The sequence below is a fragment of the Arthrobacter sp. 210 2 genome (assembly GCF_059093025.1).
In genome coordinates this window covers 19,346-32,162 of record NZ_JBNHIE010000015.1, presented here as the reverse complement: position 1 = coordinate 32,162, position 12,817 = coordinate 19,346, and the positions used below count along the sequence as shown (strand labels likewise).

Below are 12,817 nucleotides of genomic sequence, written 5' to 3'. Positions count from 1 at the left end.
GATGACCGCTGAAATCGCTGAGCCAGCCTCAAAGATTGAACTGCCTGCCGGCGTCGGCGGTGGCGGCGAAATCCCCACGTTCGATGTGCACATGCGCGTCCGCCGGTACAACCCGGAGGTCTCCGAGGAGGCCACGTGGGATGACTTCCACCTCACCATGTACGGCACGGACCGCGTCCTGGATGCCCTGCACAAGGTCAAGTGGGAGATGGACGGCAGCCTGTCCTTCCGCCGCTCCTGCGCCCACGGTGTGTGCGGCTCCGACGCCATGCGCATCAACGGCCGCAACCGCCTCGCCTGCAAGACCCTGCTGAAGGACCTGGACACGTCCAAGCCCATCCTGGTTGAACCCATCAAGGGCCTGCCGGTGGAGAAGGACCTCATCGTGGACATGGAACCGTTCTTCCAGTCCTACCGCGAGGTCATGCCGTTCCTCATCAACAAGGGCCATGAGCCCACGCGGGAACGCCTGCAGTCCGCCGAGGACCGTGAGCGTTTCGACGACACCACCAAGTGCATCCTCTGTGCCGCCTGCACGTCGTCCTGCCCCGTTTTCTGGACTGACGGCCAGTACTTCGGCCCGGCAGCCATCGTGAACGCGCACCGCTTCATCTTCGATTCCCGTGATGATGCCGGTGACATGCGCCTCGAGATCCTCAACGACAAGGAAGGCGTGTGGCGCTGCCGCACCACCTTCAACTGCTCCGAGGCGTGCCCGCGCGGCATCCAGGTGACCCAGGCCATCGCCGAGGTCAAGCAGGCCATCCTGTCCCGCAAGATCTGACCAAGGATCAAACAGACGACGGCGCCGTCCCCCACTTCAGGGGGTACGGCGCCGTCGTTGTTTCTCCCCACCCGCCCCCTGACCTCGCAAGCTCGGCCAGGGAACCCGGCGGGCGTGGGCCCACAGCCATTCGTACCAAACGAAAGGGGACGCCGTGTCCCGCTCCGAAAAAGTCTCCTTTGCCGGGTCCACCGGCGAAATGCTCTCCGGCATCATCGATGTGCCGGATGGACCGGTGAAGGGCTGGGGCGTCTTTTCGCACGGCTTCACCCTGGGGAAGGACGCCCCTTCCACGTCCCGGATGTGCAAGGCGCTGGCGGACAGCGGCGTGGGAATGCTGCGCTTCGACAACCTGGGGCTGGGCGGATCCGCCGGCGAATGGTCAGCGGGCTCCTTCAGCCACAAGGTTGCGGACACGGTAAAGGCGGCAGAGTTCATGCGCAGCGAGGGAAAGCAGATTTCCCTTCTGGTGGGGCACTCCTTCGGCGGTGCGGCCGTCCTGGCGGCGGCGCGGGAGATCCCGGAGCTCGACGCCGTAGCCACCGTTGGCGCCCCTTTCTCGCCCAAGCACGTGGCGCACGTTTTTGACGCTGCGCTGGACAAGATCCTCAGCGAAGGCAGCGCCGAGGTGGATCTTGGCGGGAAGCGCGTGGAGATCCGGCGGCATTTCGTGGAGGACCTCGAAAACGCCGACCTCACGGACTGCATCAAGCAGCTGCACAAGCCGCTGATGGTGCTCCACTCCCCCACGGACAACACTGTGGGCATCGAGAACGCCAGCACCATCTTCCAGACGGCACGGCACCCGCGGAACTTTGTGTCCCTCGAAGGGAGCGACCACCTGCTGACAGGCAAGGGCCAGGCGGCCCGGGCCGCCCGGATTATCGCTGCCTGGGCCGACCAATACCTCGACGCCGGGCAGTAGCGCCCCCGTCCTGCTGGGCCGGGACCTTTCCGGGCTGGACCGGCACCTTTCCCGGCTGGACTGGTACCTTTCCCGGCTGGACCTGGCGCGCACCCCACGTGCCCTTCTCATGGCCCGTGGGGGCGCTGCGCAGGTCGGCCTCCCGCACTGCCGCCCAGCCGGCGGACACCAGGTAGACCTGGCTGACCAGGTTGAACCAGATCAGCAGGCCGATGATGATGGCGAATGGCGCCAGGATGGGATTCCTGCCGGCTCCGGCCAGCAGTTCCGTGCTGAAGATCTGGAGCACGCCCGTGCCAAGGGCCGCCAGGATGGTGCCTTCCAGCAGCGCACGGCGTGACAGCTTCAGGCTCGCGGCGAACCTGTACATGATGAAGGCGGTCGCCCAGCCCAGCACCAGGGGAACGGTGATCTTGACGGACGTGGCCAGGGGACCCGCCAGCGCGTCGTCGAGGCGGAGGAAATCCGAAACCCACCCTGCTGCGGTTCCGAACACCAGGGAAGCACCGGCGCTGATGACCAGCGCCACGCCCAGGAGCAGCAGGGTTCCGGCATCCCGCAGTTTCAGGAGGATGGGATTGACCAGCAGTGGCGGCAGCCCCAGGACGCCGCGAAGCCCTTCCCGGATTCCGGAAATCCATCGCAGCGAGGTGACCACAGTGACCAGGGAGCCGATCACCGCTGTCCAGCCCAGTCCGTCAGGATTCAGCAGGTCCTGCGGATCCACGAGCCCGGCCCCGCCGTTCAGTTTCAGGAGCCCGGGCGCACTCGACGCCACACTGCTGATGATGGTGTCCAGGAGGGCCGGCTGCCCCCGCAGCACAAGGCCTGCGATGGAAAAGCCCGTGGTGAGGAGGCCTGTGATGGAGAAAAACATGTTGAAGCCGATGCCGGCGCTCATCAGCGGGCCGCGCTGAAGGCTGTAGTGCCGGAAGGCGCGCATGGGCCGGAAAGCGTTGAGCCGGGCAAGGATCCATTGGACCATCGCCATCAGCGCCGGAAACGGCCTTCCGCCTGCCCTGCGTGCCTTGCCCCACTCCATCCGCTTCCGGATGACGGCGAGCTGCAGCTGGGCGCGTTCAGTGGGAAGTGGCTGCTGCTCAGCCTGCTTCGGCTGCTGTGTCCGCGGCGGCGTCCGCGAATCGGGTGCCGGCGGCGTTGTCAGTTTCGGTCCCAAAGTCCAGCTCTTCCCGTAGCTGCCAGATGCCGTCGGCATCGTGCTCGTAAAGTCCCATGCTAACCACGGGGAAGGTGGCCTTGTAGTTCTTCAGGACCGTTTCGGCCTCATCGAGGCTTTCGGGGGCAACGTCGTGGGCAATGGTGACGTGGGGATGGTAGGCAAAAGGCAGTTCCCGCTCCAGCGGGCCCTGCTGGAGCTTTTCGTGCAGGTCGACGCACTGCTCAAAGCCGTCCTCCACGTTGATGAAAACCACCGGGGAAACGGGGCGGAAGGTACCGGTGCCGGCAATGGTGACCATGAACGGGCTCTGCCGGCGGGCCACCTCGCGGACGTGCTCGCGGGTGGCTTCCCAGTCATGCGTGGGGGTGGTGGTCACCAGCGTGATGTGTGCCGGCACCACGTCCGCCAGCGGGTCGCCGAAGGACGCCCGCCAGCGCTGGAGCTCCTCCGCTATGTCAGGGGGGAACCCCAGGATGACGCCTACGCTGGATGACATGGCGCTAGCGGACTCCTGCGAGGCTGAGTGACGGGAGGAAGCCCATGCGCTCATACACCTGGCCAAGGGTAACCGCCGCAATCTCACGGGCGCGCTCGGCGCCGTGGGCCAGCAGCCGGTCCAGTTCCGCGGGGTCCTCCATCAGCTCGTTGGTCCGGTTCCGAAGCGGGGTGACGAAGTCCACCACCACCTCGGCGAGGTCCACCTTAAGGTGGCCGTACATCTTGCCCTGGTACTCGGCCTCGAGGTCGGCGACGGACTTTCCGGTCAGGGATGAGTAGATGGTGAGCAGGTTTGAGACGCCCGGCTTTTCTTCGGGGTGGAACCTGATCTCCGTGCCGGCGTCAGTTACTGCGGACTTGATGCGCTTGGCGGCGATCTTGGGATCCTCCAGCAGTTGGATGGCGCCGTTGGGCGATTCGCCGGTCTTGGACATCTTGGCGCTCGGGTTCTGGAGATCGTAGATCTTGGCGCGTTCCTTGACGATGGTCGCCTCCGGAACGGTGAACGTGGCACCGAACCTGGTGTTGAAGCGCTGGGCCAGGTTGCGGGTGAGCTCCAGGTGCTGGCGCTGGTCCTCCCCCACAGGCACCAGGTCTGTCTGGTACAGCAGGATGTCGGCGGCCATGAGCGTTGGGTAGGCGAACAGTCCCAGCGTAGCGGCGTCCGCGCCGGACTTCTGGGTTTTGTCCTTGAACTGGGTCATCCGCGAAGCCTCGCCGAAGCCGGTGATGCAGTTCAGTGCCCAGGCAAGCTGCGCGTGCTCGGGTACATGGGACTGGACAAAGAAGATGCTTTTGTCCGGGTCGATGCCGGCGGCGATGTACTGGGCCGCGACGATGCGGGTGCGCTTGGCCAGTTCCGCGGGGTCGAAGTCCACGGTGATCGCGTGCAGGTCCGGGATGAAGAACACGGCGTCGTACTCAGCCTGCATGTCCACCCAGTTGCGGACGGCACCGATGTAGTTGCCCAGGTGCAGCGAATCGGCGGTGGGCTTGGCTCCGGAAAGGATGCGCTTCTTTGCGGCCGGGGATGTCTGGCTAGTCATGGGGAGGAAACTTTCGGAGGGGGCTTAGAGCTGGTAGTCCACTACCAGCGGGGCATGGTCGGAGAAGCGGGTATCCCACGAGGCTGCGCGGTCCACGACGGCGGAGATGGCGGAAGCTGCCAAAGCCGGGGTGGCCAGCTGGTAGTCAATGCGCCAGCCGGTGTCATTGTCGAAGGCCTTGCCGCGCTGGGACCACCACGTATAGGGACCGTCCATCTCGCCCGCCAGGCTGCGGTGGACGTCCTGCCAGCCGATCTCCTCACCGAAGAACCGGTCAAAGTAGGCGCGCTCTTCGGGCAGGAACCCTGCCTTCTTGACGTTGCCCTTCCAGTTCCGGATGTCCAGTGGAGTGTGGGCGACGTTGAGGTCACCCACTACCAGTGCGTGGTCGCTGTGTTTGGTCAGCTCAGGCAGCCGGGTGCTCATGACGTCCAGGAAACGGAATTTGTCGTCCTGCTTGGGCGTGCCCACCTCACCGGAGTGGACGTAGGCGCTTGCGACGGTCAGCTGGACAGGATGCCCGGCAGCGTCAGCGAACCGGAAATCGGCTTCCACCCAGCGGCCTGCCGTGGCGAAGTAGTCATCACCGATGCCGTTGCGGGTGGCCAGTGGCTCTTCCCGCGATGCGATGGCCACACCGGCGCGGCCTTTGGCTTCGGCCTCCGCATGCAGGATGTGCCAGCCGTCGCCCAGCAGCTGCCGGACAATGGCATCAGGGGCGCGGACCTCCTGGAGGCAGAGGATATCCACCTCGCGTGGCTCCAGCCATGCCGCCATACCGTTCTTGTAGGCAGCCCGAAGGCCATTAACGTTGACGGTTGCGATGCGAAGGTGGTCCTTCTTCAATGCCGAGCTCACCCGCTCCACTCTAGTCGATGATGGTTCCGGTGACCGGCTCCCCGCTGCCGCCTGAGGACTTGATCATGTCCCTCGCATTGGTGGCGGTAATCTCGATGGTTTCAAGGGCACGGTTGATGGTGTCCTGGTTCGCGGCAGCTCCCTTGGCGCGCTCCTCCTCCACCACGCGGATCTGCACCTGGACAATCTTGAAGGAGTGGTCCAGCTTGAGGTCGCGGACTTCGTCCGCCTGGCTCCGCTCGGAAACCACCCGCGTGCCGCCGTGGTCAGCGGAGGACGACGGTCCGCGGCCGGCAGCCGTGGTGAAGGCGTTCTGGGCTTCGCTCAGCTTGGCGCCGGCCTTTTTGGCCGCCTTCTGGATGCTGAAGACCACAAAGCAGGCAAGCAGCAGCCAGAAGAGGGCGATCACGGCCACAACCCAGCCCACCACGTCGTTCTGGTTGGCGGCGAAGATGACGGCGACAACAAACGCCGTCACCAGGACCATCAGGCCCGGACCGCTGATGCGGAACATGGAGAAACCGCCCCTGGCGGGTTTGGAGGATGACTTGGAGCTGCCCAGAGATTGCATGAAGCCATTGTCTCAAACCCCGGTGTATGCTCCCGCCGCTTCCACCGGCGGCGAACACCCAACCAGGTAGCGCCAAGTGCCATTTTGGGGCCTCAAAACGGCAGTTACTGCTACCTGGTTGGGTCGGCGCTACTTCAGGAACAGCTGCCGCAGACGCATGGTGGTCAACAGCATGCCTGCGGCGGTCATCACCAGGTAGTAGCCGATGTGCAGGGGCGTCGCCGCAGTGAAGGTTCCCACGCTGATCTGGCGCAGCAGTTCCACCCCGTGCCACAGCGGCATGGCCTGGATGAGCCACTGGATGTACTGCGGATAGACGCTCAGCGGGTAGAACGTGGCACTGAACAGGAACATCGGAAGCATCATGAAGGTGATCCAGTCCATCTGCTGGAACGTCTTCATGAAGCTGGTGATCGCCATTCCAATACTCGCGAAGCCGAAGGCGATCAGCACCGAGCCGGGGATCATCAACAGCGCCCACGGCGTGGTGATGAGTCCCATCATCCCCATGACGGCCGTAAAGCCCGCGGCGTATAGCATCCCGCGCAGGAGTGCCAGGAAAATCTCGCCCAGCGCGATGTCCAGCGGTCCCAGGGACGTGTACAGCATGCCCTGGTACAGCTTGCCGAAATGCATTTTGAAAAAGACGTTCCAGGTTGAGTCGTACACCGCCCCGTTCATCGCCGAGACGGCAAGGAGGGCCGGCGCGATGTAGGCGGCGTAGCTGATGGGCGTGCCGCCGGGCCCTTCCACGGCACCCACAATGGCCCCCATGCCCACACCCATGGACACCAGAAACAGGACAGGCTCGAAGAAGCCGGACAGCATCACCAGCCAGTGGCCGCCCAACGTAGCCTTCAGGCCGCGCGAGATCACTGCCCTGGCGTTGCGCGAGTACAGCGGTCCGAAGGTCCTGTTCCGTGCATCCTCGGTGGCGCCCTGCCGGATGGTCCAGCTCATTGCCCCATCCTTTTGGTGAAGCGGCGCCGGGTCAGGTTCCAGCCCAGGACGGCGAGCCCGGCCAGGACGGCGACGTGGACGAGGGTGAGGAGCAGCGGCTCCTGGTATCCGTAGCTGACCACCCTGCCCAGTTCGGTGCCGTGCCAGATGGGCGAGATCCAGCCGATCCACCGGACGCCCGGCGGAAGCGTGTCCAGCGGGAAGAAGGTCCCGGAGAACAGGAACAGCGGCATGACGACGAGCCGCATTACCAGGGCGAACTGCCCCTTGTCCTCGGTGATTGAGGCGGAGTAGGCCATGAGCGGCAGGCCAAACGACAGCCCCGCCAGGGTGGCCACCAGGATGCCGGCCCACGCCCAGCTTCCTGAGGACGCACCAAAAACGGCCACGGCTGCGAAGTAGATGGCTGACTGCACCAGCAGCCGCAGCGTCACGGCCATGATGTGCCCGGCCGCGATTTGCTCCGGTGTCAGCGGCGTGGCATGCGGACCATAGTAGGTCCGTCGCCATTTGAAGCCGGCCATCACCGGAAACGTGAATTCGTTGGCGGCGGTCATCACGGCGGCGGACACCAGCAGCGCCGGCGCAATGAAGGCCAGGTAACTGACGCCGCCGAAAGCCGCTGCCCCCTGGCTGTCCACCAGGGAAGCCAGGCCGATCCCCATGGCGAAGAGGTATGCCACGGGCTGGCCCACGCTGTACATCAGGATGGACCAGCTGTAGTTCTTCATCACCCGGAGCACCTGCTCCGCGTGGTAGAACGCTCCCCAGCGCCGGGCCTTTGCGGCTGCCACCTGCGGGCTGTGGGCATGCAGTGCCCCGGCCGGCCTCGGCGCCCGCTGCTCAGTCAACGAGGCTCCGGCCTGTCAGCCGCAGGAAGACGTCCTCCAGCGAGGACCTCCGGACCAGCGATGTCAGTGGCCGCAGGCCGCGGGACGCCACCTGCTCAAGTGCGCCCTCGCCGTCGTGCGCGTAGATCAGCACCCGGTCCGGCAGGACCTCCAGCCGCTCGCCTATGCCTCCCAGTTCGGTTGCGATGGTGGTGTTGCGTTCGGAACCGAACCGGAGTTCCACCACCTCGCGGGTGGAGTGCTCGCGGATCAGCTGCGCCGGGGAACCTTCAGCCATGATCCGGCCCTTGTCCACCACGATCAGCCGGTCGCACAGCTGCTCGGCCTCGTCCATGTAGTGCGTGGTGAGGATCAGCGTGACGCCCTGTTCCTTGAGCCGGAACAGCCGGTCCCATAGGATATGCCGTGCCTGCGGGTCAAGTCCCGTGGTGGGCTCGTCCAGCAGCAGGATGCGCGGTTCGTTGATCAGCGACCTGGCGATGGTCAGCCGCCGCTTCATGCCGCCGGAGAGGGCGTCGACCTTGGACTTTGCCTTGTCCGTCAGCTGCGCGAATTCCAGCAGCTCATCGGCCTTGGGCTTCAGGTAGCTCATCGGCAGGCCGAAGTAGCGCCCGTACACCAGGAGGTTGTCCCGGACGCGCAGCTCCTCGTCCAGGTTGTCCTGCTGCGGCACCACGCCCAGGTGGGCACGCACCTCAGGACCGTGCTGGTCCGGGTCGAGCCCCATGATGCTCAGGCTGCCGGACGTGCGCCGGGTGACACCGCCGATCATCTTCATCGTGGTGGACTTCCCCGCGCCGTTGGGCCCCAGCAGGCCGAAGGACTCCCCCGCCGGAACCGTGAACGAGATGCCGTCCACGGCTGCCACCCCGCCATACGTCTTGGTCAGGTTCCCTGCCGTGATGACGGTGCCGGACGGCGGCGGGCTGCCTGGCCGGGTGCCGGCGGGCAGGATGGCTTCGTTGTGCACCCTCCGCAGACTAATGGAGGTGCCGGGCTTGTGGAAGGGCTCCTTCCGTCCCGCGCTTAAAGTCCGACGGCGGCCCGCCCCTTGCGTGCGCAAGGTGCGTGCCGCCGTCGGGCGTGAGAGAGACTAGCCGGTGATGCCGGCCTGGCGTTCGGCCGCTTCGACCACGTTGGTCATCAGCAGCGCCACGGTCATGGGGCCGACGCCCCCGGGGTTCGGCGAAACCCAGCCGGCTACCTCGGCAGCGGCCGGTTCGATGTCGCCATGGACCCTGCTCTTGCCCGTCTCCGGGTCGGTTTCCCGGGTGACTCCGACGTCCAGCAGGGCCGCGCCGGGCTTCACGTCCGTAGCCTTCACGATGTGCTTGGCACCGGCCGCGCCCACAATAACGTCCGCCTGTCGGAGCAGCTCGGAGAGGTTTTTCGTGCCGGTGTGCGTCAGGGTCACGGTGGCGTTCACGGCCCGCCGCGTGAGCAGCAGCCCGATGGAGCGGCCGATGGTAACCCCACGGCCTACCACCACAACATGCTTGCCTGAAAGGCTGTAGCCGTTGCGCTCCAGGAGCTCGATGACGCCGCGGGGCGTGCACGGCAGCGGCGAGGTGATCTCCCCGTTGACGTTGAGCACCAGGCGGCCGAGGTTGGTCGGGTGCAGGCCGTCGGCATCCTTGGCGGGGTCAATCCGCTCGAGGATGGCGTCGGTGTCCAGGTGCTTGGGCAGCGGCAGCTGCACGATGTACCCGTGGCAGGCGGGGTCAGCATTGAGTTCGTCAATGAGGTCCTCGACCTGGGCCTGGGTGGCATCGGCCGGCAGCTCGCGCTGGATCGAGTTCATCCCGATCTCCACGGACTGCTTGTGCTTCATGGACACGTACAGCTGGGAGGCGGGGTCCGCACCGACGAGCACGGTGGCGATCCCGGGCGTGACGCCGCGGGCCTTCAGGGCTGCGACACGGTCTTTCAGCTCGGACTTGATGGCGGCAGCTGCTGCCCTGCCGTCAAGGATCTTTGCGGTCTGCGTGGTTTCAGTCACGAATTACCACTGCTCGTGCTGCGGGTACAGCGGGAAGTCGGCGGCCAGCTTGTCCACGCGTGCCTGCAGGGACTCGACGTCGGCGCTGCTGCCTGCCTTGAGGGCGGTGGCAATGATCTCGGCGACCTCGGTGAACTCGGCGGCGCCGAATCCGCGGGTGGCCAGGGCCGGGGTGCCGATGCGCAGGCCGGAGGTGACCATCGGCGGGCGGGGGTCGAACGGCACGGCGTTGCGGTTGACCGTGATGCCCACGGAGTGCAGGAGGTCCTCGGCCTGCTGGCCGTCCAGCTGGGAGTTGCGCAGGTCAACAAGGACCAGGTGCACGTCGGTGCCGCCGGTGAGCACCGAGACGCCGGCCTCCGCGACGTCGGCCTGGTTCAGGCGGTCGGCGATGATCTTTGCGCCTTCCAGGACGCGCTCCTGGCGCTCCTTGAATTCCTGGGTGCCGGCGATCTTGAAGGCCACGGCCTTGGCGGCGATGACGTGCATGAGCGGGCCGCCCTGCTGGCCCGGGAACACGTTGGAGTTCAGCTTCTTGGCCCACTCCTGCTTGGCCAGGATCACACCGGAACGGGGACCTGCGAGGGTCTTGTGCACGGTGGAGGTGACGACGTCGGAGTGCGGGACCGGGCTGGGGTGCAGGCCTGCGGCCACCAGGCCGGCGAAGTGTGCCATGTCCGTCCACAGGAGGGCGCCCACTTCATCGGCGATGGAGCGGAAGGCAGCGAAGTCCAGGTGGCGCGGGTAGGCGGACCAGCCGGCGATGATGACCTGGGGCTTCTCGGCGATGGCCTGCTCGCGAAGCTTGTCCATATCCACGCGGAAAGTGTCTTCTTCCACCTGGTAGGCAGCCACGTTGTAGAGCTTGCCGGAGAAGTTCAGCTTCATGCCGTGGGTCAGGTGGCCGCCGTGGGCCAGGGACAGGCCCAGGATCTTGTCGCCGGGGGTGATCATGGCGGAGAGGGCTGCGGCGTTGGCCTGCGCGCCGGAGTGCGGCTGGACGTTGGCGTACTCGGCGCCGAAGAGTGCCTTGACCCGGTCGATGGCCAGCTGCTCTGCGACGTCCACGTACTCGCAGCCGCCGTAGTAGCGGCGGCCCGGGTAGCCCTCGGCGTACTTGTTGGTGAGGACGGAGCCCTGGGCTTCCATCACGGCGCGGGGCGCGAAGTTTTCGGAGGCAATCATTTCCAGGGTGCCGCGCTGGCGGCCGAGCTCCTGGTTGAGGACTGCGGCGATTTCGGGATCGAGCTCGGCCAGCGGCTGGTTGCTGACGGCTGTGGTTGAGGTGGCTGTAGTAGTCACGGAAAACTCCTGGCTAGGGATGTGGGCACTGCTTAGGTCAGGCTACCGGCTGGCGCACTCTCGTACCGCGTTGGTGACAGGGCGTGAAAGCGCAGGGCATGGCGCTGCAGCACTGACGCAGTGCAGCCCCACTTCCGGCAAGACATGACCCTCGGCCCAGGCGTACGATCCGTGGTCTTCGTGATTGCCGCTCCCTGGTGGTTAGCCACCCAACGCCAGTTGCGACGCTTCCAGCGTATCAAAACCGGCGCCCGGTGCGCGGGTAGGCTTGTACGCGTGAACGAAGAGCTGCTGAACCAAGCGTACGTAGTAACCCTGTCCTGCCCGGACCGTCCCGGAATTGTCCACGCGGTGGCCGGTGCCCTGCTGGTGGCAGGCTGCAACATTACGGACTCGCAGCAGTACGGCAGCCCCGCCACGGGCAACTTCTTCATGCGGGTGGAAGTGACCACGCCTGCCTCCACCTCCGAGCTTCGCGGGGCCCTGGAGCCCGTGGCCGAGGCCTTCGGCATGCAGTGGAGCCTCAACGCCGTAGGCCAGAAAGTACGGACCCTGGTGATGGCCAGCACCTCCGCCCACTGCCTCAACGACCTGCTGTTCCAGCAGCGCTCCGGCACGTTGCCCGTTGAGATCCCTGCCATTGTGTCCAACCACCAGGACCTGGCCGGGCTGGCTGAGTTCTACGGCATCCCGTTCCATTACATCCCGGTGACCAAAGACACCAAGGTCCAGGCTGAGGACAAGCTGCGCGCCATCATTGCCGAACACGACATTGAGCTGACGGTCCTGGCCCGGTACATGCAGATCCTGTCCGACGAGCTCTGCACCGAGCTGACCGGCAAGGCCATCAACATCCACCACTCATTCCTGCCCTCCTTCAAGGGCGCCAAGCCGTACCACCAGGCGCACGCCCGCGGCGTGAAGCTGATTGGCGCCACGGCCCACTACGTGACGGCGGCGCTGGACGAGGGCCCCATCATCGAGCAGGAAGTCATCCGCGTTGACCACGCCCGGACTCCCGAACAGTTCGTCCAAATGGGCCGCGATGTGGAGGGCCGCACCCTGGTACAGGCCGTGCAGTGGCACGCGGAGCACCGGGTGCTGCTGGACGGCAACCGGACAGTGGTCTTCAACTAACGCAGTTTCCGGGAGCGGGGGCGGACATCGTGCAGGGCATTCCGGAGCACGCCGACCACGAGGCCGACCTCGCCGTGTTCTATGACCGGGAGGCAGCTGTGGGCAGCACCCGGGCCATGACCCCGCACCGTGTCCAGTGCCGCGACCGCTTCATCCGACTGCTGAAGGATGAACACCGGCACTCGCTGTTCGAGCTCGGGTGCGGCACCGGCGTTGAAGGCCTGGAGTTCGTGCGTGCCGGCCTGCATTACACCGGGGTTGACCTGTCCGGCGAGAGCGTCCGCCTGGCACGCGGCAGGGGCCTCAACGTAAGCGTGGCCACCGGCCGGAGTCTGCCCTTCCCGGACAACTCGTTTTCCGCGGTGTGGACCATGAGCACGCTCCTGCACGTTCCCAACGGCCGGATCCACGACGTCGTCAGCGAGTTGGTGCGGGTCAGCGCACCGGGCGCGCCGATCGCCGTCGGACTGTGGTCCGGGAACGATGAGGAAGTCCTGAACCCGGAGGACGACGAGGAGCCGCGCCGGTTTTTCAGCCGGCGAAGCGACGACGCCGTCCGGCGGATCTTCGGCGAACACGGCGAGGTGGACCACTTCCAGACCTGGCCGGAGGGCACCGGTGACGAGTCAGGCCCGGGCCGGGGCGCCTGGAAGCAGCATTACCAGTTCCTGGTCTTCCGCACCCCTGAACCCAAGTAGGTAGCGCT

At 65.9% G+C, this 12,817-nt stretch carries 14 protein-coding genes and 1 riboswitch; of the genes, 4 read left to right on the top strand and 10 right to left on the bottom strand.

Annotated features, from left to right (window positions below; genetic code table 11):
* Window position 1: 1 nt before the first annotated feature.
* Together AC5RWA_RS20575 and AC5RWA_RS20570 are read left to right on the top strand one after the other, a co-directional pair.
* Window positions 2–784, top strand: coding sequence for a succinate dehydrogenase iron-sulfur subunit (locus AC5RWA_RS20575; protein ID WP_079595734.1), 783 nt, complete (start codon window positions 2–4; stop codon window positions 782–784).
* Between the two features lie 154 nt (window positions 785–938).
* Complete coding sequence (locus tag AC5RWA_RS20570; RefSeq protein ID WP_494058874.1) at window positions 939–1,709, top strand: alpha/beta hydrolase family protein; 771 nt, start codon at window positions 939–941, stop codon at window positions 1,707–1,709.
* On the opposite strand, the gene AC5RWA_RS20565 is transcribed toward AC5RWA_RS20570, so the two are convergent.
* From AC5RWA_RS20565 to glyA, 10 genes are all read right to left on the bottom strand, one after another.
* Entirely contained in the window at window positions 1,666–2,751 is a 1,086-nt protein-coding gene (locus tag AC5RWA_RS20565; protein ID WP_494058894.1) for a YihY/virulence factor BrkB family protein, read from the bottom strand. The genes AC5RWA_RS20570 and AC5RWA_RS20565 overlap by 44 nt on opposite strands.
* 58 nt (window positions 2,752–2,809) lie before the next feature.
* On the bottom strand, window positions 2,810–3,385 hold the full coding sequence (locus AC5RWA_RS20560; protein ID WP_476247818.1) for a 2'-5' RNA ligase family protein: 576 nt from the start codon (window positions 3,383–3,385) through the stop codon (window positions 2,810–2,812).
* A 4-nt stretch (window positions 3,386–3,389) separates the two neighbouring features.
* A complete protein-coding gene (gene trpS / locus AC5RWA_RS20555; RefSeq protein WP_079595738.1) occupies window positions 3,390–4,433 on the bottom strand; it encodes a tryptophan--tRNA ligase in 1,044 nt (347 codons plus the stop codon).
* A 24-nt stretch (window positions 4,434–4,457) separates the two neighbouring features.
* The gene (locus AC5RWA_RS20550; protein ID WP_079595894.1) at window positions 4,458–5,291 is read right to left on the bottom strand and encodes an exodeoxyribonuclease III; all 834 of its coding nucleotides are present in this window, start codon (window positions 5,289–5,291) and stop codon (window positions 4,458–4,460) included.
* 10 nt (window positions 5,292–5,301) lie between these two features.
* Window positions 5,302–5,862, bottom strand: coding sequence for a hypothetical protein (locus AC5RWA_RS20545; protein ID WP_079595739.1), 561 nt, complete (start codon window positions 5,860–5,862; stop codon window positions 5,302–5,304).
* A gap of 129 nt (window positions 5,863–5,991) precedes the next feature.
* Window positions 5,992–6,822, bottom strand: coding sequence for an ABC transporter permease (locus AC5RWA_RS20540; protein WP_079595740.1), 831 nt, complete (start codon window positions 6,820–6,822; stop codon window positions 5,992–5,994).
* The gene (locus tag AC5RWA_RS20535) at window positions 6,819–7,673 is read right to left on the bottom strand and encodes an ABC transporter permease (RefSeq protein ID WP_494058873.1); all 855 of its coding nucleotides are present in this window, start codon (window positions 7,671–7,673) and stop codon (window positions 6,819–6,821) included. The genes AC5RWA_RS20540 and AC5RWA_RS20535 overlap by 4 nt, the downstream gene beginning before the upstream one ends.
* Window positions 7,666–8,643 carry an ABC transporter ATP-binding protein gene (locus AC5RWA_RS20530; protein ID WP_079595742.1) on the bottom strand — a complete coding sequence of 326 codons (978 nt, stop codon included), beginning with the start codon at window positions 8,641–8,643 and terminating at the stop codon, window positions 7,666–7,668. Before AC5RWA_RS20530 ends, AC5RWA_RS20535 begins: the two co-directional genes overlap by 8 nt.
* 123 nt (window positions 8,644–8,766) lie before the next feature.
* Window positions 8,767–9,672 (bottom strand): bifunctional methylenetetrahydrofolate dehydrogenase/methenyltetrahydrofolate cyclohydrolase, encoded by a 906-nt coding sequence (locus AC5RWA_RS20525; RefSeq protein WP_115524402.1) that lies wholly within the window; start codon window positions 9,670–9,672, stop codon window positions 8,767–8,769.
* 3 nt (window positions 9,673–9,675) lie between these two features.
* The gene (glyA, locus tag AC5RWA_RS20520; RefSeq protein ID WP_079595744.1) at window positions 9,676–10,974 is read right to left on the bottom strand and encodes a serine hydroxymethyltransferase; all 1,299 of its coding nucleotides are present in this window, start codon (window positions 10,972–10,974) and stop codon (window positions 9,676–9,678) included.
* 147 nt (window positions 10,975–11,121) lie between these two features.
* A riboswitch (ZMP/ZTP riboswitch) is annotated at window positions 11,122–11,207 on the bottom strand.
* A 43-nt stretch (window positions 11,208–11,250) separates the two neighbouring features.
* Between glyA and purU the strand changes: the two genes are divergently transcribed.
* Both purU and AC5RWA_RS20510 read left to right on the top strand, forming a co-directional pair.
* Window positions 11,251–12,111 (top strand): formyltetrahydrofolate deformylase, encoded by an 861-nt coding sequence (gene purU, locus AC5RWA_RS20515; RefSeq protein ID WP_494058872.1) that lies wholly within the window; start codon window positions 11,251–11,253, stop codon window positions 12,109–12,111.
* A gap of 29 nt (window positions 12,112–12,140) precedes the next feature.
* Window positions 12,141–12,809 (top strand): class I SAM-dependent methyltransferase, encoded by a 669-nt coding sequence (locus AC5RWA_RS20510; RefSeq protein WP_494058871.1) that lies wholly within the window; start codon window positions 12,141–12,143, stop codon window positions 12,807–12,809.
* Window positions 12,810–12,817 lie beyond the last annotated feature (8 nt).